This window comes from Actinomadura sp. NPDC000600 (assembly GCF_040492135.1).
Lineage (GTDB): Bacteria > Actinomycetota > Actinomycetes > Streptosporangiales > Streptosporangiaceae > Spirillospora.
Map to the genome: position 1 here is coordinate 277,999 of NZ_JBEUPD010000005.1, position 22,402 is coordinate 300,400.

A 22,402-nucleotide genomic window follows, 5' to 3' on the forward strand; every position below is an offset into this window, starting at 1 on the left:
CAAGTGCCCGGATGGGCACCTCGAAAGAGCAGTAGCCGAACTGGGGCGGCGCGTCGTCCGGGCACCGTTGGCGCGTTCCCGCTGATCAACCTTTCCCGTTCGGGCAGTTAGGTAAGGCAAGCCTAACAGTCGAACGGCTACTCGGGACACCTGAAATAAAAGTCCGGGATTCGTCAGGTCTTTAGGGATATGCCAGTGTTGGGCGTTATGACGGAAACGGCGATGCGTTCCCCCTGCGTGTCCGTGCAAGGCCGGCTGCTTTCGTCCGACGATGTCGAAACGGCCGTTCGCGAGCTGACCGGATCGCCCTGCCGCGCCTTTCAGACCGTTCACGGCGGAGGCCTGACCGTAGTGGTGGAATCGGCGCCGGGCGCCGGCCCCTCGGCCAGGCAGGTGCGAAGCGCCGTCATCGACGCGTGCGGCGCGGTCGTGGAGACGGTGGCCACCGTCGACCCGGGATCGCTGGCGGGCGACGAGGCGGAGCTCGTGACGCGCTACCGGCGCGGGCTGCTGCCGCTCCGGACCACCGACACGCTGGCCGCTCCGCCCGTCCCTCTGGACGCCGCGCCGGATCCCGCCCCCGGGGCCGGGAGCGCGCTCGCGAGCCCCGCCGTCCCCTCGCCGCAGGCTCCCGCCCTGGAGGAGGTCGCCTGTGCCGCGGCCGACCTGCTCGGCGTCCGTCCCGAGGATCTCGGGCATGGCGAGGACCTCATCGCCCAGGGCCTCGACTCCATCCGCATCATGCAGCTCGCCAACGACTGGCAGCGCCAGGGGCTGAACGTCAGGTTCGCCGACCTCGTGGAGTCCCCGACGGTCGCGTCATGGCATGCCCTGCTCCGGTCGGGAACCGCCGCGCCGCCGCCCGCCGCGGCCGAACCGGTCGACCGCGGCGCCCCCTTCGGTCTCACCCCGCTCCAGCACGCCTACTGGTTCGGCCGCCGCGACCGCCAGGTGCTCGGCGGCGTCGGCTGCCACTTCTACATCGAGTTCGACGGCCGGGACATCGACCGCGACGCCCTGGAGAGGGCCGCCCGCGCCCTGTTCGAGCGGCACGAGCTGCTGCGCGCCCGGTTCCTCGACGACGGCACCCAGCAGATCCTGCCGAGCAGCCCTTGGCCGGGCCTGACGGTCCACGACCTGCGCACGGCGGAAGAGGCCGACGAGGTCCTGCTCGGACTGCGCGAACGGCTGTCGCACCGGCGACTGGAGGTCGAGCGCGGCGAGGTGCTCGACCTGGCGCTCTCACTGCTGCCGGACGGCGCCCACCGCCTGCACGTCAACATCGACCTGCTGGTCGCGGACGTGCGCAGCATCCAGATCGTCCTGGAGGACCTGGCCGCCCTCTACCGCGGCGAGGACGCCGAACTGCCGCCGCTGACCTACTCCTTCCCCGACTACCTCGCCCAGCGGGAGCTGCTGCGGGCCGAGGAGCACGAGGCGGACCGCCGCTACTGGGCCGACCGCCTGCCCGAGCTGCCCCCTGGCCCGCCGCTCCCGCTGGCCGTCGGTCCGGAGAGGGTGGAGCGGGTCCGGGTGGTGCGCCGCGACCGCCGGATCACCGCCGAGGAGAAGGGGCGGCTGGCCGAGCGCGCCCGCGCGCACGGCGTCACGCTGCCCATGGTCATGGCCGCCGCGCTGGCCGAGGTCGTCGGCGCCTGGAGCGGCGCGCCGCGCTTCGTCCTCAACGTCCCGCTCTTCGACCGGCAGGCGATCCATCCGGACGTGGAGCGCATGGTCGCCGACTTCTCCAACCTCATCCTGCTCGAGGTGGACCTGTCGCGCTCGCAGACGTTCGCCGAACGGGTGGCGACGCTCCAGGCGCGCTTCCAGCGCGACGTGGCGCACTCGGCCTACTCCGGCGTCGAAGTCCTGCGCGATCTCAACCGGGGCGGCCCGCACGACCAGGTGACCGCGCCGGTGGTCTTCACCAGCGCCCTGGGAATGGGCGACCTCGTGGGCGCGGACGTGCAGCGGAGCCTCGGCCGCCTCGGCTCGATGCTGTCCCAGACGCCGCAGGTGTGGATCGACCACCAGGTGGTCGAGGTGGACGGCGGCCTGCTGGTCAACTGGGACGCGGTCGAGGAGCTGTTCCCGGCGGGCGTGCTGGACGGCATGGCCGATGGTTACGGCCGCCTGATGGAGTGGCTGCTGGAGCACGACTGGGATGCGGTCGCTCCGTCGCTGGTGCCGGCGTCGCAGTCGGCGGTGCGGGCGGCGGTCAACGACACGGCGGCGCCGGTTCCCGAGGGCACGCTGCACGGCGGCTTCTTCGAGCGGGCGCACCGTGATCCGTCGCGCGTGGCGATCTGCCCGGACGTCTCCTATGGGGAGTTGGCCGATCGGGCGTTGCGGGTGGCGGGTTGCCTGCGTGAGCGCGGGGTGTGCGCGGGCGACGCGGTGGCGGTGTCCCTGCCCAAGGGGGCTGATCAGGTCGCGGTGGTGCTGGGGGTGCTGGCGGCCGGGGCGCTGTACGTGCCGATCGGCGTGGACCAGCCGCCGGCGCGGCGTGAACAGATCATGGAGCGTGCCGGTGCGCGCGTGCTGCTGACCGAGCTGCCGGAGGGCGAGCCGCTGGCGGCTCCGGTCGAGGTCGATCCGGGGTCGAGCGCGTATGTGATCTTCACGTCGGGCTCGACGGGCGAGCCGAAGGGGGTGGAGGTCTGTCACCGTGCGGCGTTGAACACGGTGCTGGACGTCAACGCGCGTTTCGGTGTCGGTGAGGACGACCGTGTGCTGGCGGTGTCGGCGCTCGATTTCGACCTGTCGGTGTGGGACGTTTTCGGGTTGCTGTCGGCTGGCGGGTCGCTGGTGATGGTGTCCGAGGACGAGCGGCGCGACGCGGCGCGGTGGGCGCGGCTGGTGGCCGAGCACGGGGTGACGGTGTGGAATACCGTCCCGGCGCTGCTGGACATGCTGCTGGTCGCCGAGCACGGTCACCTGGCCTCGCTGCGGTTGGCGATGGTGTCGGGCGACTGGGTTCCGCTGGACATGTCCGCCCGGCTGGCGCAGGCGGCACCGGAGTGCCGGCTGGTCGCGCTGGGCGGGGCGACCGAGGCGGCGATCTGGTCGAACTACTGCCCCGTACCGGCGGAGGTGCCGGCGGAGTGGGTGTCGGTTCCCTACGGGCGTCCGCTGGCCAACCAGTGCTTCCGTGTCGTGGACCAGATGGGCCGCGACTGCCCCGACTGGGCTCCGGGGGAGTTGTGGATCGGCGGCGCGGGCGTGGCCGAGGGCTACCGCGGCGACCCGGAGACCACCAAGGCCAAGTTCGTCGCGCACGAGGGGTTGCGGTGGTACCGCACCGGTGACATGGGGCGCTACTGGCCGGACGGCACGCTGGAGTTCCTGGGCCGCGTGGACCACCAGGTCAAGGTCCGGGGCCACCGGATCGAGCTGGGCGAGATCGAGGCGGCGCTGCTGGCCCATCCCAAGGTGGAACGGGCCGTGGCCACCACGATCGGCGGCGCCACCCGCAGACTCGCCGCCCTGGTCGTCCCCGCGGGGGACCTCGACCACGACCTCGACCCCGCCGACCTGCACGACCATCTGGCCGAGCACCTTCCGCCCTACATGATCCCCGAACAGCTCACCCAGGCCGCCCGCCTGCCCCTCAGCCTCAACGGCAAGATCGACCGCGGCGCCGTCCGGGACATTCTCACCGAGCATCTCGCCGAGCGTGCCGAGCGGTTCGATCCGCCCCGCCCGGGGGTGGAGACCGCCGTGGCGGAGATCTGGGCCGAGCTGCTCGAGCTGCGCGCCGTCGGCCGCGACCAGAACTTCTTCACCCTCGGCGGCGACAGTCTGCTGGCCACCCGCCTCATCACCCGCCTCCAGGCGGCCGGCGTGGCCGGTGCCGAGCTGACGAACCTCTTCGACCACCCCGAGCTCGCCGCGTTCTCCCGGACCGTGCGGCTGGGGGACGAGAGCGAGGTCTCCGCACCGTCCCCCCTGCGCGCCGACCCGGAACGGCGACACGAGCCGTTCCCGCCCACCGACGTGCAGCGCGCCTACTGGTTCGGACGCACCGACGACTTCTCCCTCGGGGGCGTCGGCTGCCACTTCTACACCGAGTACGACTTCGACGATCTGGACCTGGAGCGCCTCACCGCCGCATGGAACCGGCTCATCGAACGGCACGAGATGCTCCGCGCGGTGTTCCTGCCCGACGGCACCCAGCGGATCCTGCCGGCGGTGCCGGCGCTGACCGTCCCCGTCACCGAGGCCGGCGGCGGGGACGGCGAGCGGGCCCTCACCGAGCTGCGCGAATCCATGTCGCACCAGCTCATCGACGCGACCCGGTGGCCGCTGTTCGATGTGCGGGCCGTCCGGTACGGGGAGGGCCGCACCCGCCTCGGCGTCAGCTTCGACAACATCGTCCTGGACGCGCTCAGCATCATGACCCTTCTGGACGAACTGGACACCCTCTACCGCGACCCGGACGCCGGGCTGCCGGAGATCGGGCTGTCCTTCCGGGACTACGTGCTCACGGTCAAGCCCGAGGCCCAGGCGCTTCGGCGCGCCGAGGAGTACTGGTCGGCCCGGGTCGCCGAGTTGCCGCCCGCGCCGCAGCTGCCCCTGGCCAGGGACCCGGAATCGCTGGGCCGCCCGCGCTTCACCCGGCGCCAGATCCGCGTTCCGGCCGAGCAGTGGCAGGCCGTCAAGGACACGGCCCGGCGGCACGGCCTCACCCTCTCGACCGTCCTGGCCACGGCGTTCGCCGAGGTGCTCGGTGCGTGGAGCGCCCGCCGCGACATGACGATCAACCTCACGCTCTTCGACCGGCGCCGCGTCCACCCCGACATCGACGCCGTCCTCGGCGACTTCACCTCGCTGCTGCTGGTCGCCTACGAGCCGGAGGAGACCTGGCTGGAGAGCGCCCGCCGGCTCCAGCGCCGGGTGGCGCGCGACCTCGAGCACAGCGAGGCGTCCGCGCTGTGGGTGATGCGCGAACTCGCCAAGAGCACCGGCTCGGCCGACGTCACGATGCCGGTCGTGTTCACCAGCACGCTCGGCGTGACGGGGGAGGACGGCGCGCTGGCCGACACCCTCTTCGCCGACCCGGTATGGGGCGTCTCGCAGACGCCGCAGGTGTGGATCGACCATCAGGTGGTCGAGGTGGACGGCGGCCTGCTGGTCAACTGGGACGCGGTCGAGGAGCTGTTCCCGCCGGGCGTGCTGGACGGCATGGCCGACGGTTACGGCCGCCTGTTCGAGTGGCTGCTGGAGCACGACTGGGAGGCGCCCGCCCCGCCCCTGGTGCCGGCGTCGCAGCTGGCGGTGCGGGCGGCGGCCAATGACACCGCGGCCCCGCTGCCCGACGGCACGCTGCACGGCCGATTCTTCGAGCTGGCCCGCCGAGACCCGGCTCGCCCGGCGATCCGGCCCGGCATCTCCTACGGCGACCTGGCCGGACGGGCGTTGCGGGTGGCGGGTTTCCTGCGTGAGCGCGGGGTGGGCACGGGCGACGCGGTGGCGGTGTCGCTGCCCAAGGGGCCTGATCAGGTGGCGGCGGTGCTGGGGATACTGGCGGCCGGGGCGCTGTACGTGCCGATCGGCGTGGACCAGCCGCCGGCGCGGCGTGAACAGATCATGCGGCGCGCGGACGCCCGCCTGCTGCTGACCGAGCTTCCCGAGGGCGAGCCGCTGGCGGCTCCGGTCGAGGTGGACCCGGACGCGAGCGCATACGTGATCTTCACGTCGGGCTCGACGGGCGAACCCAAGGGAGTGGAGGTCTCCCATCGCGCCGCCCTGAACACGGTCCTGGACGTCAACACCCGCTTCGGCGTCGGTGAGGACGACCGTGTGCTGGCGGTGTCGGCGCTCGATTTCGACCTGTCGGTGTGGGACGTCTTCGGGCTGCTGTCGGCCGGTGGGTCGCTGGTGATGGTGTCCGAGGACGAGCGCCGCGACGCCGCCCAGTGGGCGCGGCTGGTGGCCGAACACGGGGTGACGGTGTGGAATACCGTCCCGGCGCTGCTGGACATGCTGCTGGTCGCCGAGCACGGTCACCTGGCCTCGCTGCGGTTGGCGATGGTGTCGGGCGACTGGGTTCCCCTCGACCTGTCGGCAAGGCTGGCGCAGGCGGCACCGGAGTGCCGGCTGGTCGCGCTGGGCGGGGCGACCGAGGCGGCGATCTGGTCGAACTACTGCCCCGTACCGGCGGAGGTGCCGCCGGAATGGGTGTCGGTTCCCTACGGCCGACCGCTGGCCAACCAGTGCTTCCGGGTCGTCGACCCGCTGGGCCGCGACTGCCCCGACTGGGGCCCGGGGGAGTTGTGGATCGGCGGCGCGGGCGTGGCCGAGGGCTACCGCGGCGACCCGGAGACCACCAAGGCCAAGTTCGTCGCGCACGAGGGGTTGCGGTGGTACCGCACCGGTGACATGGGGCGCTACTGGCCGGACGGCACGCTGGAGTTCCTGGGCCGCGTGGACCACCAGGTCAAGGTCCGGGGCCACCGGATCGAGCTGGGCGAGATCGAGGCGGCGCTGCTGGCCCATCCCAAGGTCGAGCGGGCGGTGGCCACCACGGTCGGGAGCGCGGCCCGCAGGCTCGCCGCGCTGATCGTCCCGGCAGGCGGCCCGGACGGTGACGGCCTCGACCCCGACGAGCTGCACGACCGGCTGGGGGAGCACCTTCCGCCCTACATGATCCCCGACCAGATCATCCAGCTCGCCGCCTTCCCGCTCACCGCCAACGGCAAGGTCGACCGCGGCGCGCTCGCCAGGCTGGCCGAGGAGCACGGGAGCGGCCAGGCCCAGGACGCTCCGCCCGCCGGCCCCGTCGAGGAGGCCCTCGCCCGGGTCTGGCAGGCGCTGCTCGACGTCCCGGAGGTGGGCCGGCACCAGAACTTCGTGATCCTCGGCGGCGACAGCGTCCTCGCCACCCGCCTTGCCGAGGAGATCAGGATCGAGTTCGGCGTCGAGCTTCCGCTGCGGACGCTGTTCGCCGGGCCGACCATCGCCGAGCACGCGGCCTTGATCGAACAGCATCGCGACGAGGGAGCCTTCGAGGAGGGCATGATATGACCGCTGGTCAGCTCATCGCCGAACTGGCCCGGGAGGGCGTGCACCTGTGGGAGGAGGCGGGCCGGCTGCGGTTCCGCGCTCCCCAGGGCGTCCTCACCGACGAGCGGCGCGCGCTGCTGGCCGCCCGCAAGGACGAACTGCTGGAGTACCTGAGCCGCCCGGCCGCGCCCGAGCCGGCGCCGGACCCGGCCGCCCGACATGAGCCGTTCCCGCTCACCGACGTGCAGGCCGCCTACCTGCTCGGCCGGGGGGACGCCTTCGACTACGGCGGCACGGCCTGCCAGGTCTACGCGGAGCTGGCCTTCGCGGACCTGGACCCGCGCCGGATGGAGGACGCCTGGAACCGGCTCGTCGAGCGGCACGACATGCTGCGCTGCACCTTCCACCTGGAGGGTTACCAGGTCACCGCTCCGGAAGCGCCCCCGTACCGCGTCGAGGTCGCGGACCTCCGCGGCTGCTCCGCCGCCGAGGTCGACGCGCACGTGACCGCCACCAGGGCCGCCATGGACAGCCGCGTTTACGACCCCGCGGCATGGCCGCTGTTCGACGTCCGGATCACCCGGACCGACGAGCGCGACATGCTCCACGTCTCCATCGACTTCCTGATCGCCGACTACCTGAGCATCCAGCTGCTGCTCACCGAGCTGAAGCGCCTCTACCTCGACCCGGCCGCCGAACTGCCGCCGCTGGAGATCACCTTCCGCGACTACGTGGCCGCGGCCCGCGGCCTGCGCGACGGCGCCGCCTACGAGCGCGACCGGGACTACTGGGAGGACCGGCTGGACGAGCTGCCCGGCGCCCCCGAACTGCCGCTGCGGGAGGACCGCGAGGTCCAGGCGACCGGCTCCTTCACCCGCCACGAGGTCCGCTTCGACCCCGAGCGGTGGCGCGGGCTGCGCGAGCGCGCGGCGGCGCACGGGGTCACCCCCTCGACGGCCGTGCTCGCCGCCTTCGCCGAGACCGTCGGCCGCTGGAGCCGCCAGCCGGCTTTCTGCCTCAACCTCACGCTGCTCAACCGCCAGCCTCTCCACCCGCAGGTGGGCTCCCTCGTCGGCGACTTCACCACCGTCAGCCTCCTGGAGGTGGACGGCGCGGCCGGCGACTCCTTCGCCGCCCGCGCCGGCGCCCTCCAGCAGCGGCTCTGGGACGACCTGGACCACCGGCTCTACTCCGGCGTGGAGCTGATGCGCGAGATCGCCCGCCGCCGGGGGCGGCAGGCCGCCCTGGTACCGGTCGTCTTCACCAGCACCGTCGGGCTCAGCGACGAGAACGAAGGCATGGACGGCCTGGCCGAGGTGGTGTACGGCAGGAGCCAGACGCCCCAGGTGTGGATCGACTGCCAGGCACTGGTCGAGGGCGGCGTCCTGGAGGTCAGGGCCGACGTGCGCGACGGCGTCTTCCCCGACGGCCTGATCGAGGACCTGTTCGGCGCCCTGCGCGCGCTGCTGCTCGACCTGGCCGCCTCCGACGCCGCCTGGGAGTCGGCCTCACCGGTCCGACTGCCCGCCGCGCAGGCCGAGCGGCGCGACCGCGCCAACGCCACCGCGGCGCCCCGTCCCGCCGGGCTGCTCCACGAACCCGTCGTGGCGCAGGCGGCGGCCACACCGGACGCGCCCGCCGTCATCACCGAGGAGCGCACGCTCACCTACGGCGAGCTGCTCGCGCGGGCCACGGCCGTGGCCGAGAGCCTGGCGGGGACGGGCGACGCGCCCGTGGCCGTGCTCATGCAGAAGGGCTGGGAGCAGGTCGCCGCCGTGCTCGGCACGCTGCTGGCCGGCCGCGCCTACCTGCCCGTGGACGCCGGGCAGCCGCCCGCCCGGCGCGACCGCATCCTCGCCGACGCGGGGGTGACCACCGTCCTGACCCAGTCCCGCATCACGGAGCGCCCGCCCGGAATGCGCTGTGTGGACGTCGACACGCTGCCGCCCTCTGCCGCCCCCGCGCCCCCGGGCCGCGCCCGTCCCGGCGATCTCGCCTACGTCATCTACACCTCGGGATCCACCGGCGACCCCAAGGGCGTGATGATCTCCCACGAGGCGGCGCTCAACACGGTGGCCGACATCAACCGCCGCTTCTCGGTCACCGCGGACGATCGCGTCCTCGGACTGGCGAGCCTCGGTTTCGACCTCTCGGTCTACGACGTCTTCGGCCCCCTCGCCGTGGGCGGCGCCCTGGTGCTGCCGAGCCCCGAGGGCCGCGGCGACCCCGGCCGCTGGGCCCGGCTGATCGCCGACCACGGCGTCACGCTGTGGAACTCCGTCCCCGCGCAGCTCCAGATGCTGGAGCACTACCTGGCCGCGAACCCCACCGGCCTGCCCACGCTGAGGCTGGCCCTGCTCAGCGGCGACTGGATCCCGATCACGCTGCCCCCGGCCGTGCAGGCCCGCCTGCCCGGACTCGAACTGGTCAGCCTCGGCGGCGCGACCGAGGCCTCGATCTGGTCGATCCACCACCCGATCGGCGACCTCGCGCCGGACTGGACGAGCGTCCCGTACGGCAAGCCCCTGGCCAACCAGACCTTCCATGTCCTGGACCACGCGATGCGGCCGTGCCCGGACTGGGTGGCGGGCGAGCTCTACATCGGCGGCGCCGGAGTGGCGCTGGGGTACCTGGGCGACGAGGAGAAGACGCGGCAGCGGTTCGTCCGGCATCCGGAGACGGGCGAGCGCCTCTACCGCACCGGCGACCTCGGGCGCTACCGCGAGGACGGGCTGATCGAGTTCCTCGGCCGCGAGGACCGGCAGGTCAAGATCCGCGGACACCGCATCGAGCTCGCGGAGGTCGAGGCGGCCGTCCAGGAGCATCCCGCGGTCGCCGCCGCCCACGTGCTGGTGGACGGCGACGGGATGGAGCGCCGCCTCGCCGCCTTCGCCGAGCCGGCCCGCACCCCGTCGCCGCGGATACCGGAGGCTCCGGCGGAGGAGCTCCGCACCGCGGGTTCCGGGGCCGGGGACATGCAGACCGCGCACATCGACCGCGAAGAACTCATGGAGTTCATGGCCCGGCTGGACAGGGCGGCGGTCGTCGGCATCATGCGCGCCCTCACGCGCCACGGCCTGTTCGAGCGTCCCGGAGACACCGCGACCACGGAGCAGGTCATCGAGGCCATCGGGGCCGCGCCACGGCACCACCGGCTCGTGCGCCGCTGGCTGCGCGTCCTCGAGGACGAGGGCTTCCTGGAGCGGGACGGGGACGCGCGCCGCGCCGTGCGCACCGCCACCGGGCACGACCTCGACGCCGCCTGGCAGGCGGTCGCGGAGCTGCAACGCGAGGACAGCTATCCCGAGGCCCTGATCTCCTACTTCCGGACCAGCACCGACCATCTGCCGGAGCTCGTCCGCGACGAGATGGACCCGCTGCCGCTGCTCTTCCCGGAAGGGCGCCTGGAGATCTCCGAGGCCGCGTACCGGGAGAACATCATCAGCCGCTACGTCAACCACGCCGCCATCGAGATGATGCACCGCATCGCCGGACGGCACGACGGCGGACTGCGGCTGCTGGAGGTCGGCGCGGGCGTCGGCGGCATCAGCGCGCAGATGATCCCGGCGCTGGCGGAGCACGACGTCGACTACCTGTTCACCGACGTCTCGCCCTTCTTCCTCAACGAGGCCCGCAAGCGCTTCGGCGACCGCCCCTGGGTGCGCTACGGGCTGTTCGACATCAACGAGGACTTCCGCGAGCAGGGGTACAAGCCCAACGACTTCGACGTCATCCTCTGCGTCAACGTGCTGCACAACTCCCGCCACGCGGGACGGGTGCTCGGCAGGCTCGTTCGGATGCTGCGGCCGGGCGGCTGGCTGGTCTTCGTCGAGACCACCAAGGACAGCCTCCAGATCATGACCTCGATGGAGTTCATGATGCCGGAGAAGGACCCGCGCAAGTGGGACTACGAGGACTCGCGCAAGGGCCTCGACCAGACCTTCCTCGGCCGCGGGCAGTGGCTGGAGCTGCTGCGCGAGGCGGGCGCCGGCACGACCGTCTGCCTGCCCGGACCGGGGGACGTGACCGATCCGCTCGGGCAGCACGTCTTCGCCGCCCGCTTCAAGACGGACCGGCACCCGCTGGACGTCACCGCGCTGGCGGGGCATCTGGCCGGGCGGCTCCCCGAGTACATGATCCCGGCGCATCTGCAGATCGTCGACGAGCTGCCGCTGACCCGCAACGGCAAGGTGGACACGGCCACGCTGCGCTCCTGGCTGCCGCGCGCCGCCGCCCGCTGCGCCTCGGCGGGCGGGCCGCCCCGCGACGACCTCGAACGGGAGCTGGCCGCCACCTGGGCCGAGGTGCTCGACGTGGCCGAGGTCAACCGCGACGACGACTTCTTCGACCTCGGCGGCGACTCGCTCGTGGTCGCCAAGCTGGCCGCCACCCTGCGCGAGCGCGTGCCGGCCGCGGCGCGGGCGCACTGGGACGACCTGGTCCGCCAGATCCTGCACCGGCCGACGGTGGCCGCGCTCGCCGAGGAGCTGCGCAGGGACGGCGACCGGGACGAGGGCGACCGCCGCGCGGAGAGCTCCCCGCTGGTCCCGCTCGGGGGCGAGCTCCCCGGCGACGGGCCGCTGCCCGTGCTCGTCCACGAGGGCAGCGGCACGCTCGCGCCCTACCGCGCCCTGTCCCGGCTGCTGGCGGGCAAGGGCGGTCCGCTGGCCGGGCTCGCGGTCACCGACGTGGAGTCCTACCTCGCGGAGGAGCCGCGCGGCCTGATCGAGCGCCGCGCCGCCCGGTACGCCCGCGCGCTGCTCGACACCGGCGCCGGCGCCTTCCACGTGGTCGGCTACTGCATGGGGGGCCTGCTGGCCACGGAGATCGCCAGGCAGCTGACCGAGGCGGGCGCCGACGTCAGCAGCCTCACCGTGGTCAGCAGCTACACGATGCCGCGGATCATCGAGGACGAACTGGTCGTGGAGTACGTCTTCGCCAAGGTCATGGGCGCCGATCCCGCCGAGGCGGGATACCCCGGCGACGAGGAGGCCATGTCCGAGGTCTTCGAACTGCTGCTCCGCGAGGACCCGGAGCGGGTGCCCGCCGGGCGCGTCACCGCGCTCACCGGCGGGCTGGCGCCCACCGCCGAGGCCTTCCGCGCCCAGGCCGCCCGCCCGCAGGACGAGCGGCTGGCCGCCATCGGCCGCGCCGCGGGCCGCCACGCCGGCTCGGACGCCGACATCGAACGGCACGTAGCCACCTTCTACCAGGTGGTACGGCACAGCCTGCTCGCGGTCGGCGCCCACGAGCCGGAGCCGTACGCCGGGGACATCACCTTCCTGCGCCAGCTCGGCGACACCCGCTTCCTGCCGTGGCTGCGCGACGACATGACCGGCTTCTGGCGCGAGCTGTGCCTGGGCGAGCTGAGGGTCGCCGACATCCCCGGCGACCACTTCAGCTGCCTCCAGCCCCCGCACGTGGAAGAGGCCGCCGCCATGCTGACCCGGAGGTGGGAGCGGCCATGACCGTCGGCGTGATCGGATGCTACGGCGCCGTGGGCCGCGCGCTGGTGCGCCGCCTGCCGGAACCGCTGCGCCTGGGCGGCAGGGACGCGGCCCGCACGCGGGAAGCCGCCCGGCCCGGTGACGAGGCCGTCGAGGTGGACATCGCCGACGCCTCCCGGCTGGCGGGGTTCTGCGCCGGCTGCGACGTCGTGGTGAACTGCGCGGGTCCCTCGGCCCGCATCGGCGACACCGTGGCACGGGCCGCGCTGAAGGCCGGGGCCCACTACGTGGACGTGGCCGGAGAGCAGCTCGACCGCCCCCGCCTGGCGGCGCTCGCCGGAGACCGCGCGGCGGTGCTGGCGGCGGGGATGATGCCCGGCCTGTCCGCGCTGCTGCCCCGCGCGCTGGCCGAAGGCGCCGACCGGCCCGCCCGGCTGGTCGCCCACGTCGGCGGCCTCGACCGCTTCACCAGGGCCGCCGCGCTCGACTACATCGCCTCCCTGGACGGCGAGCACGCGACCCCCCTGGCGGCCTGGCGCGGCCACCAGCCGATCCGCGGCGCCCTGCGTCCCGCCGAACGCGTCGCCCTGCCGCACTTCCCCGGCCGCGTCAGCGTCTACCCCTACCTGAGCCGGGAGACCGAGCGGCTGGCCCGCGCGCTGGAGCTGGCCGAGATCGAATGGTGGGGGGTCTTCGACGGCGACCGGACCCTGCAGGCGCTGTCCGGAGCGGGCGGCAAGGAGCCGGCGCGGGCCGCCGAGGACCTCGAACTCGCGGCCGGCCTCGACGCCCTCGGCCGCCGGCCGTACTTCCAGCTCGTCTTCGACCTGGACGGCAGGGTCCTGATCGTCCGCAGCGCCGACAGCTACGAGCTGACCGCCGCGCTCGCGGCGAAAGCCACGCGGGCGGCGGCCGCGGGCCGGGTGCCCCCGGGCGCCCATGACGCGTCCGACGTGCTGGACCCGTCCGGCGTGCTCCAGGACCTGTGCGAAGACCCGGTCGTGGACGTCGCCCTCCCGTCGCAAGCGCCGGTCGAGGAGGGGGTCCTGTGAGCACGGGCGCCGATGCGGGCGCGCTGGACGCCGCCGGTCGCGGGGCGCCGGGGAGCCGGCGCCCGCGCGTGCTGGTGTGCGGCACCGGTTTCGGCCGGGTGCACCTGGCCGCCCTCAGCGCGCCCGGCGCGGCCTTCGAGCTCGCCGGCATCCTCGCCAAGGGCGGCTCGCGCTCCCAGGCGTGCGCGGAGGAGGCGGGCGTCCCGCTCTGGACCCGCGTCGAAGACGTGCCCGGCGACGTCGACCTTGCCTGCGTCGTGCTGCTCGGCGAGGTCAACGGGGGCCCCGGCACCGCGGTGGCGGCCGAGCTGATGGCACGCGGCGTCCACGTCCTGCAGGAGGGGCCGCTGCTGCGCGACGAGCTGGCCACCGCACTGCGCGCCGCCCGCCGCAACCGGGTCGTCTACCAGGTGAACACCCACTACGTGCACCTGCCTTCGGTGCGGAGCTTCATCGCCGCCGCCCGCGCCCTGCGGCCGGTGTACGTCGAGGCCACCTGCGGCGTCCAGGTCTCCTACCACCTGTTCGACATCCTCGGCCGGGCGCTCGGCGGCCTGCGCCCCTTCGACCTGCCCACGCCCACGGGCCGCGGCCCGTTCCGCACCATCGACGGCACGCTGGCCGGCGTCCCGTTCACGCTGCGCGTGCAGAACCAGCTGCACCCCGCCGACCCCGACAACCACGCCCACCTGCTGCACCGCGTCACCATCGGCGCGGACGGCGGCACGCTCACACTGGTCGAGACCCACGGCCCCGTCCTGTGGTCGCCCCGCCCCCACCTGCCGGCCGAGGCGAGGCGCACGACCCGGCTCGACGCCGCGGCCGATCCCGGCCTCGACCTGCCGACCACCAGCGCGATCGGTCCCGCCGCACCCCCGACCTACCGGGAGATCCTCGCGACCCTGTGGCCGAAGGGCGCCCACCGGGCGATGATGCGTACATGGAGGGCCGTGAGTGACGGGACCGATCCGATGCGTGAGGGGCAGTACTACCTGTCCGTCGGCTCGGCCTGGCAGGCGATGGCCTCCGTCCTCGGCTTCCCCGAGCGCCTCTCCGGCCCGCCGCACCGCCCGATGCCCGCCGACGAGCTGATCGCCACTGCGAGAACGGAGCTGGAGGAATCACCGGCATGACCATCCCGACCGTCCGGCAGCGCGAGCGGTGGCTGCGTCCCCTGCGCGTCCAGGACGTGCCCCGGCTGCGCCTGGTCTGCTTCCCGCACGCGGGCGGCGCCGCCGGCTTCTTCAGGACGTGGGGAGCGCGCCTGCCCGTCGGCGTCGAGCTGTACGGCGTCCAGTACCCGGGCCGCCAGGACCGGGTGCGCGAAGCGTACGCCGAGGGCGTCGACGAGCTCGCCGAGCCGATGGCCGAGGTCCTGGAGTCCATGGGCGAGGTGCCGCTGGCCCTGTTCGGCCACAGCATGGGCGCCGCCGTGGCGCACGAGACGGCCAGACGGCTGGAGAGCGTGCTCGGGCGGCCCCAGGCCGGGCTGATCGTCTCCGGCCGCCCGGCTCCGGACCGGCTGCGCCCTTCCGCCGTCCACCTCGGGGGCGAACCGGCGCTGCTGGAGGACCTGCGCAGGCTGGGCGGCACCAGCGACGAGGTCCTGGACGACCCCGCGATGCGCGCGCTGATCCTGCCGACGCTGGCCGCCGACTACCGCCTGATCGAGACCTACCGGCCCTCGGACACGGCCCCGATCCGCACCCCGGTCTGCGCGTGCGTCTCCGACGCGGACCCCGAGGTCGACCCGGAAGAGGCCGCCGCCTGGGAGTACCACACCAGGGGGCCGTTCCAGCTCCGGGTCTTCCCCGGCGACCACTTCTACCTGGTACCGCAGGAGGACGAACTGGTCGAGCAGATCCTGCTCTTCTGCGGCCTGCCCGGCCGCTGGCCCTCCACCCCCTGAAGCCCCGTCACGACCACCACCACGAAAGGAGCCCGCGATGAGCCTTGAGAACGAACTGCGCGAACTGGAGGAGAAGGGCTGGGCGGCCATCTCGGTCGGCAACGGCGACTTCTACCGCGGACTGGTCACCGACCGCACCGTCTGCGTCGAGCCCGACGGCCTGCAGACCGGCCACGAGCTCGCCGACGACATCGACGCCAACAAGGCGCCGTTCGACGACTACACGCTCGACGACGTCAAGGTGCTGCCCCTGGGCGGCGAGTCGGCGCTGATCACCTACCGGGCCACCGTGCGGCTCAGCGAGGCGGACTTCTCCTTCCAGCTCTACATGACCAGCGTGTACGAGCGCGGCGAAGGCGGCTGGAAGCTCGTCTTCCACCAGCAGACCCCGGTGAAGCAGGAGGGCTGACAGGCACGGGCCGCACGAGGACAACCCGCGACAGGAGGTAGCGCTCATGCACGAAGGGGGAGTCGAAGTCGAAGGCCTCCGCAAGAACTTCGGTAAGAAGACGGCCCTGGAGGAGGTGTCGTTCACGGTGCGGCCGGGCGCCGTGGTGGGGCTGCTCGGCCCCAACGGCGCCGGCAAGACCACGATGGTCAACTGCCTGAGCACGCTCCTGCCGCTGGACGGCGGCCGGGCGTCGGTGGCCGGTCACGACGTGGCGCGCGACCCGGCCGGGGTGCGTGCCTCCATAGCGCTGACCGGCCAGTTCGCGGCCGTCGACGACGTGCTGACCGGGCGGCAGAACCTGGTCCTGTTCGGCCGGCTGCTCAAGCTGGACCGCCGGGCGGCCGCCGCCCGGGCCGAGGAGCTGCTCACCGGGTTCCGGCTGAGCGATGCCGCCGACCAGCCCGTCAAGTCCTACTCCGGCGGCATGCGCCGGCGCCTGGACCTCGCGGCCAGCCTGGTGGTCAGGCGTCCCGTGATCTTCCTCGACGAGCCGACCACCGGGCTGGACCCGGCCGGCCGCCAGGAGATGTGGGACCTGGTCGCCGGGCTGCGCGCGGAGGGCGCCACGCTGCTCCTCACCACCCAGTACCTGGAGGAGGCGGACCGCCTCGCCGACCGGATCGTCGTCATCGACCACGGCAGGGTGATCGCGGAGGGCACCCCGGGCGAGCTGAAGAACCAGGTCGGCGGGCAGGTCTGCGAGGTGCGCGCCGAGCCGCGCGAGCAGGTGCTGCGGATGCTGCGGGAGCGGTTCGGTGACGTGGACGAGTCCGGCGGCGTGGTCACCGTGCGCGGAGCGGACGCCGACACGCTGACGGACGTCGTCGCGCTGCTGCGCGAGGCGGGGATCAGGGCCGACGACATCATGCTGCGGCGCCCCACGATGGACGAGGTGTTCTTCGCGCTGACCGGCGGGGAGGCCGCCCGGGAGCCCGAGGAGGTCGGCTGATGGCGACCTCGACCGGGGCCGGCCTGGGCAACCTCTTCGGGCAGGGGCTGCTGCTCGCCGGGCGCAACCTCCGGCTCAACTCGACGGCCGACACCGTCAGCACGATGGTGGTGTTCCCGGTCGTCTTCGTCCTCGGGTTCCTGGCGCTGTTCCGGAACCTGCTGCGGACGCACGGCGTCGACTACGCCCAGTTCCTGCCCCCGGCGATCGTGGTGCAGTGGATGTTCTCGGTGGCCATCACCGCCGCCTTCTTCTTCGCCTCCGACCGCCGCAACGGCATGCTGGCCCGCTACCGGTCGCTGGCCATCAGCCGGGGCGCCGTGGTGGTGGGCCGGATGGCGGCCGACAGCGCGCGGGCGCTGCTGGCCATCGTGGTGATCGTCCTGACCGGGTACGCGGTGGGCTTCCGGTTCCAGGCCGGTCCGGCGGCGGCCCTAGGCTTCGTCGTGCTGGCGGTGGGCTTCGCGCTCGCGGTCTCGGCTGGCACGAGCGCTCTCGGGCTGGTCTCCCGCGATCCTGAGGCGGTCTCGTCGACGCTGCACGTGATCTACCTGCCGCTGCTGATGATCTCCTCGGCCTTCGTGCCCGCCGACGCCTTCCCCGCCTGGATCGAGCCGTTCGTGCGGCACCAGCCGGTGACCGCGGTGCTCGACGCGCTGCGGGCCCTCGCGGACGGCGGTCCGACGGCGGGTCCGGTGCTGAAGGCGGTGGCGTGGCTGGCCGGGCTGCTGGCGGTCTTCTCGGCCGCGGCGGTCCAGGCGTTCAGGAGGGCGGCATGAGCGTCATCACCGAGACGGGCGTCCTGGCCGGACGCAACCTGCGGCGCTTCGCCAAGAGCACGCAGCTGGTCGCCGACTCGTTCCTGTTCCCGCTGATCCTGCTGTTCCTCATGCTGCTGGTCTTCGGGGAGCTGGTGGGCGACGCCTCCGGCGGCCGCTACATCGACCGGCTCGCCCCGGCCATCGTCCTGTTCAGCGCGGCGTACGGCGCGGTCGGCACCGGCCTGGGGTTCCACACCGATCTGCGCACCGGCATCGTCGACCGGTTCAGGGCCATGAACATCAGCAGGCTGTCCGTGCTGGCCGGCCGGATCGCCGGCGACCTGGTGCGGGTCCTGCTGGTGGCGGCGATCACCACGGCGGTCGCGCACACGGTCGGGTTCCGCTTCAGGCAGGGGCCGCCGGCCGCGCTCGGCTTCTTCGCGGTCGTCGTGCTCTTCGCCTGGATCTTCCTGTGGCTCGCGGTCGTCGTGGCGATGTCGGCCAAGAGCGAGCAGGCGGTCAGCGGAGCGCTCAGCAGCCCCATCACGCTGCTGCTGTTCCTCTCCTCGGGATTCGTGCCGGTCGACCAGTTCCTCGGATGGCTGCGGCCTGTGGTGCGAGCCAATCCGCTGTCGCTTGCCTGTGACGCGATGGTCGGTCTTTCCAGCGGCGGGGAGGTGGCGCAGCCGGTGCTTTTCACCGCCGCCTGGGCGGTGGCCGCGACGATGATATTGGTGCCGCTCGCCGTGCGCCTTTACAAATGAATCGGCCGGGCCTCCGCGGAGGCCCGGCCGGAGCGGTTCAACCGGCCCGCGTGAATTCGAGGAGCCGGTATTCGATATGCCCTTCTTCGGCGGCGCATTTCGCGGCGCGCAGCAATGCGGGCCGCCAGCCGTGCCCGGCCGCCAGCGTGCGCACGCGCTGCTCGTCGCCCAGGTCGGTGAAGCCCAGCAGCAGCCTGCCGCCCGGCTCCAGGTGCGCGGCGGCGCCCCGGAAGAAGGCCTCGTGCGCCGCGTAGCCGGAGTCGAAGAAGGCCCGCTCCAGGGCGTCGGTCGGCTCGCCCTCGACGAAGTTGGAGTTCCAGTAGATGGCGTCGAACCTGTCCTCGCTGGTCAGCGGCTCGAACATGTCGCCGCAGGCCACGCGGACCCTCGACCCGGCGCCGTGCCGCCGGGCGTTGAGCCGGGTGTTCTCGGCGGCCGCCTCGCTGACGTCCAGGGCGGTCACCGAGGCGCAGCCGCGCAGTGCCGCCAGCACCGAGACGTAGCCCGTGCCGCAGCCGACTTCGCAGAACGAGCCGTGCAGCGGATAGGGCAGCCATTCGGCGTACAGCGCCGACGACTGCGACAGATGGGGCGCGTAGACGCCGGGCAGGAGATCCCATTCCATGCCGAGCAGACGGAATGTGCGAGGGCTGGTGATTTCTCGGTGGCGGTCGATGAGAGTGCGCGCGACTTGTTGCATGCGGCCGATTATAGGCAATATTGTCTAGAAGACCACTGAATGACGGGATCAAGAGAATGCCGACTCAGTTGCCGACCGACCCGCTGCAGCAGTTCACGCGCTGGCAGGAGGAGCAGCGGGCGGCCGAAGCGCAGATGCCTCCCGCCTCCGCCGTCCTGGCCACGGCCGACCACCGCGGCCGCCCCTCGGCCCGGTGGGTGGACGTGGCCTACGTCGACCACGGCTTCGTCTTCTTCACCAATCATGGGAGCCGCAAGGCCTCCGACGTGGCCGTCAACCCGGTGGCCGCGCTCTGCTTCGGCTGGCTGGAGAAGGGGCGCCAGGTGAGGGCCGAGGGCCCGGTCAGCAGGCTGAACGACGTGGAGTCCGACGCCTACTTCGCCACCCTGCCCCGCGGCATCCAGCTGCTGGCCTGGAGCAGTGACCAGCGGGCCGAGATCGATGACCGCCAGGCCGTGCGCGAGCGCTTCGACACCGAGCGCGCACGCTTTACCGGCCAGGAGATCCCGCGTCCGGCCCACTGGGGCGGCTACCGGCTCACTCCGGAGGAGATGGAGTTCTGGCAGCGCAGAGCCGACGAGATCCAGGACCGCCTGCGCTACCGCCGCCACGAGGAAGGCTGGCGCGTGGTGCGGGTGGCGCCGTGAGGAGGATTCGATGATCCCCGGATGTACGCCCTGGCCCGCGGAGACCGCAGAGCGCTACCGCGAGCTCGGCCTGTGGACCGGCCAGACCCTCGACGTCCTGCTGCGCGCCCACGGCGAGCGCACCGCCCTGGTCTCGGGCGGCACCCGCCGCACGTACCGGGAGCTCGCCGAGCGCGCCGCCCGCCTGGCCGCGGGATTCCACGGCCTGGGACTGCGGCGCGGCGACAGGGTGATCGTGCAGATGCCCAACACGCCGGAACTGATCGACACGCTGTTCGCCCTGCTGGCGCTGGGCGCCGCCCCGGTGCTCGCACTGCCCCCGCACCGGCGCGACGAGATCGGGCACCTGGCCGCGCACACCGAAGCCGCCGCCTACGTCGTCCCCGCCGTCCACCAGGGCTTCGACCACCGCGCGCTGGCCCGGGAGATCCGCGGCCCGCGGCACGTGATCGTCGCCGGCGAGCCGGAGGAGTTCACCCCGCTGTCGGCGCTCTACGCCGAACCCGCCGAGCTCCCGCCGCCCGAGCCGGGGGACGTGGCCTTCTTCCTGCTGTCGGGCGGCACCACCGGACGCGCCAAGCTGATCCCGCGCACCCACGACGACTACCTGTGCAACATCAGGCTCAGCGCTCGCAACGCCCGCCTCGGTCCGGACGACGTCTACCTGGCCGCGCTGCCCATCGCGCACAACTACGCGCTCGGCTGCCCCGGCGTGCTGGGCACGCTGTACGCGGGCGGCAGCGTCGCGCTCTGCCCGACGCCGAGCCCGGAGGACGCGTTCCCCGTCATCGAGAGGGAGCGCGTCACCGTCACCGGCCTGGTGCCGTCCCTCGCACTGCTGTGGGCGGACGCCGCCTCCTGGACCCGGCACCGGCTCTCGAGCCTGCGCCTGGTGCAGCTCGGCGGCGCCGGCGTCAGCCCCGAGCTGGCCCGCGACGTCCGCGCGCGCCTCGGACCGGTGCAGCAGTCGTTCGGCATGGCCGAGGGGCTGCTCAGCCAGAGCCCTCCGGACGACCCGCCGGAGCTGGTGACCACCGTCCAGGGCAAGCCGCTCTCGGAGTACGACGAGGTCCGCGTCGTGGACGAGACCGGCGCCGAGGTGCCGGCGGGTGAGGCCGGGGAGCTGCTCGTCCGCGGGCCGTACACGATCCGGGGCTACTTCCGCGCCGAGGAGCACAACAGCCGGGCGTTCACCCCCGACGGGTTCTTCCGCACCGGCGACCTGGCCCGCCGCACCGAGACGGGCCACCTGGTCATCTGCGGCCGGATCAAGGACGTCATCAACCGCGGCGGCGACAAGGTGCCCGCCGACGAGGTCGAGGAGCACCTGCTGGCCCACCCGGACGTGCGGGCCGCCGCCGTCGTCCCGGTGCCCGACCCCTACCTCGGCGAGCGCACCTGCGCCTACATCGTCGCCCGCGACGAGCCGCCCACCTTGCAGACGGTCGCCGCGTTCATGCGCGAGCGCGGCGTGGCCGCCTACAAGATCCCGGATCGTGTGGTCGTCGTCCCGGGCCTGCCGCTCACACCGGTCGGCAAGGTCGACAAGGCCCGGCTCCAGGAAGCGTCGCCGTGATCAGCAAGGTCGCGCAGCAACCCGACTGGGGCGACCGGGCGCTGCTCGACCATGTCACCGGCACCCTGCGCGACATGCCGCCGCTGGTCACGCGGGCGGAGTGCGTCCGGCTCAGCCAGGCCGTGGCCCGTGTCGCCAGTGGCGGCGGCTTCCTCTTGCAGGGCGGCGACTGCGCCGAGCGCTTCCGCGAGTCCGGTCCCGCCGAGGTGCGCGCCAAGCTCGCGCAGCTCTACGGCCTCGCCGAGGTGATCCGCTCGGCCACCGGGAGCCCGGCCGTCCCGCTGGGCCGCCTGGCCGGCCAGTACGGCAAGCCCCGCTCGTCCCCCTACGAGCGCATCGCCGACGGCACCCTCGTCCCGTCCTACCGGGGCGACGCCGTCAACAGCCCGGCCAGCGACTCGCGAGCCCGCCATCCCGATCCGACCCGGCTCCTGCGCGCCCGCGAGTGCGCGGAGCGGGTGCTGGGGGTGGTGCGCGACTCCTGGGCGGGGCGGCCGCCGCTGGAGCGGGCCTACGTCTCCCACGAGGCGCTGCTGCTCGACTACGAGCGCCCGCAGGTGCGCGGCGACTACGCCTCCTCGGCCCACTCCCTGTGGATCGGGGACCGCACCCGCCGGCCCGACGGCGAGCACGTCGCCTTCGCGTGCTCTGTCGTGAACACCGTCGGCGTCAAGATCGGCCCCGTGATCAGCCCCGCGCAGGCCGTGCGGCTCACCCGCCTGCTCAACCCCGACGGCGAGGACGGCCGGCTGGTATTCATCGTCCGCCTCGGCAGCACGCGCGTGCGCGGCCTCCTGCCCGAGCTGGTGGAGGAGGTGAGCAGGCGGGGCAGGCCGGTCGTGTGGCTGTGCGACCCCATGCACGGCAACACGATGCGCATCGGCGCGGGCCCGAAGACCCGGCTCATGGAGGCGATCCTGGACGAGATCGTGGCGTTCGTCCGCGTCATGCGGGCCCGCCGGAGGCATCCGGCGGGACTGCATCTCGAGATGACCCCCGAGGACGTCACCGAGTGCACCACCACGCCGAAGCCGTTCCGGGCGCCGCCCGCACTGCCGCACTACCGTACGGCCTGTGACCCCCGTCTGAACGCCGCCCAGGCCGCCGAGGTCGTCGAGCGCTTCGCCGCCCTGCTGTGAGG

13 protein-coding genes are annotated in these 22,402 nt (G+C 73.2%); 12 read left to right on the forward strand and 1 reads right to left on the reverse strand.

What is annotated here, in order from left to right; all coding sequences use genetic code 11:
• The first annotated feature begins 393 nt into the window (after nt 1–393).
• Genes ABWI07_RS10310 through ABWI07_RS10350 form a run of 9 tightly spaced genes read left to right on the forward strand, consistent with a single transcriptional unit; the run spans nt 394 to nt 18,338 of the window.
• Nucleotides 394–7,026: a non-ribosomal peptide synthetase gene (locus ABWI07_RS10310; RefSeq protein WP_353818365.1), complete on the forward strand. Its 6,633-nt coding sequence runs from the start codon at nt 394–396 to the stop codon at nt 7,024–7,026.
• A complete protein-coding gene (locus ABWI07_RS10315; RefSeq protein ID WP_353818366.1) occupies nt 7,023–12,473 on the forward strand; it encodes a non-ribosomal peptide synthetase in 5,451 nt (1,816 codons plus the stop codon). Before ABWI07_RS10310 ends, ABWI07_RS10315 begins: the two co-directional genes overlap by 4 nt.
• Complete coding sequence (locus tag ABWI07_RS10320) at nt 12,470–13,504, forward strand: saccharopine dehydrogenase NADP-binding domain-containing protein (protein WP_353818367.1); 1,035 nt, start codon at nt 12,470–12,472, stop codon at nt 13,502–13,504. Before ABWI07_RS10315 ends, ABWI07_RS10320 begins: the two co-directional genes overlap by 4 nt.
• A complete protein-coding gene (locus ABWI07_RS10325) occupies nt 13,501–14,637 on the forward strand; it encodes a Gfo/Idh/MocA family oxidoreductase (RefSeq protein ID WP_353818368.1) in 1,137 nt (378 codons plus the stop codon). Before ABWI07_RS10320 ends, ABWI07_RS10325 begins: the two co-directional genes overlap by 4 nt.
• A complete protein-coding gene (locus ABWI07_RS10330) occupies nt 14,634–15,413 on the forward strand; it encodes a thioesterase II family protein (protein WP_353818369.1) in 780 nt (259 codons plus the stop codon). The genes ABWI07_RS10325 and ABWI07_RS10330 overlap by 4 nt, the downstream gene beginning before the upstream one ends.
• Nucleotides 15,414–15,450: 37 nt before the next feature.
• A complete protein-coding gene (locus ABWI07_RS10335; RefSeq protein ID WP_353818370.1) occupies nt 15,451–15,822 on the forward strand; it encodes a nuclear transport factor 2 family protein in 372 nt (123 codons plus the stop codon).
• Nucleotides 15,823–15,868: 46 nt separating this feature from the next.
• Complete coding sequence (locus tag ABWI07_RS10340; RefSeq protein WP_353818371.1) at nt 15,869–16,813, forward strand: ATP-binding cassette domain-containing protein; 945 nt, start codon at nt 15,869–15,871, stop codon at nt 16,811–16,813.
• Nucleotides 16,813–17,592 carry an ABC transporter permease gene (locus tag ABWI07_RS10345; RefSeq protein WP_353818372.1) on the forward strand — a complete coding sequence of 260 codons (780 nt, stop codon included), beginning with the start codon at nt 16,813–16,815 and terminating at the stop codon, nt 17,590–17,592. The genes ABWI07_RS10340 and ABWI07_RS10345 overlap by 1 nt, the downstream gene beginning before the upstream one ends.
• A complete protein-coding gene (locus ABWI07_RS10350; protein WP_353818373.1) occupies nt 17,589–18,338 on the forward strand; it encodes an ABC transporter permease in 750 nt (249 codons plus the stop codon). Before ABWI07_RS10345 ends, ABWI07_RS10350 begins: the two co-directional genes overlap by 4 nt.
• A gap of 37 nt (nt 18,339–18,375) precedes the next feature.
• Here ABWI07_RS10350 and ABWI07_RS10355 read toward each other — a convergent pair whose 3' ends face one another.
• Nucleotides 18,376–19,038 (reverse strand): methyltransferase, encoded by a 663-nt coding sequence (locus ABWI07_RS10355; protein WP_353818374.1) that lies wholly within the window; start codon nt 19,036–19,038, stop codon nt 18,376–18,378.
• Nucleotides 19,039–19,094: 56 nt separating this feature from the next.
• Between ABWI07_RS10355 and pdxH the strand changes: the two genes are divergently transcribed.
• The 3 genes from pdxH to ABWI07_RS10370 are packed head-to-tail and all read left to right on the forward strand — an operon-like array spanning nt 19,095 to nt 22,400.
• A complete protein-coding gene (gene pdxH / locus ABWI07_RS10360) occupies nt 19,095–19,685 on the forward strand; it encodes a pyridoxamine 5'-phosphate oxidase (protein ID WP_149261381.1) in 591 nt (196 codons plus the stop codon).
• Nucleotides 19,686–19,695: 10 nt separating this feature from the next.
• On the forward strand, nt 19,696–21,261 hold the full coding sequence (locus ABWI07_RS10365) for a (2,3-dihydroxybenzoyl)adenylate synthase (protein WP_149261382.1): 1,566 nt from the start codon (nt 19,696–19,698) through the stop codon (nt 21,259–21,261).
• Nucleotides 21,258–22,400: a 3-deoxy-7-phosphoheptulonate synthase gene (locus ABWI07_RS10370; protein ID WP_235037052.1), complete on the forward strand. Its 1,143-nt coding sequence runs from the start codon at nt 21,258–21,260 to the stop codon at nt 22,398–22,400. The genes ABWI07_RS10365 and ABWI07_RS10370 overlap by 4 nt, the downstream gene beginning before the upstream one ends.
• Nucleotides 22,401–22,402: the final 2 nt, after the last annotated feature.

Excerpts from the sequence above, each read along its gene's own strand:
- ABWI07_RS10345 (WP_353818372.1), top strand. The coding sequence starts at position 16,813 with ATGGCGACCTCGACCGGGGCCGGCCTGGGCAACCTCTTCGGGCAGGGG.
- pdxH (WP_149261381.1), top strand. The coding sequence starts at position 19,095 with ATGCCGACTCAGTTGCCGACCGACCCGCTGCAGCAGTTCACGCGCTGG.
- ABWI07_RS10340 (WP_353818371.1), top strand. The coding sequence starts at position 15,869 with ATGCACGAAGGGGGAGTCGAAGTCGAAGGCCTCCGCAAGAACTTCGGT.
- ABWI07_RS10350 (WP_353818373.1), top strand. The coding sequence starts at position 17,589 with ATGAGCGTCATCACCGAGACGGGCGTCCTGGCCGGACGCAACCTGCGG.
- ABWI07_RS10330 (WP_353818369.1), top strand. The coding sequence starts at position 14,634 with ATGACCATCCCGACCGTCCGGCAGCGCGAGCGGTGGCTGCGTCCCCTG.
- ABWI07_RS10365 (WP_149261382.1), top strand. The coding sequence starts at position 19,696 with ATGATCCCCGGATGTACGCCCTGGCCCGCGGAGACCGCAGAGCGCTAC.
- ABWI07_RS10335 (WP_353818370.1), top strand. The coding sequence starts at position 15,451 with ATGAGCCTTGAGAACGAACTGCGCGAACTGGAGGAGAAGGGCTGGGCG.
- ABWI07_RS10315 (WP_353818366.1), top strand. The coding sequence starts at position 7,023 with ATGACCGCTGGTCAGCTCATCGCCGAACTGGCCCGGGAGGGCGTGCAC.
- ABWI07_RS10320 (WP_353818367.1), top strand. The coding sequence starts at position 12,470 with ATGACCGTCGGCGTGATCGGATGCTACGGCGCCGTGGGCCGCGCGCTG.
- ABWI07_RS10355 (WP_353818374.1), bottom strand. The coding sequence starts at position 19,038 with ATGCAACAAGTCGCGCGCACTCTCATCGACCGCCACCGAGAAATCACC.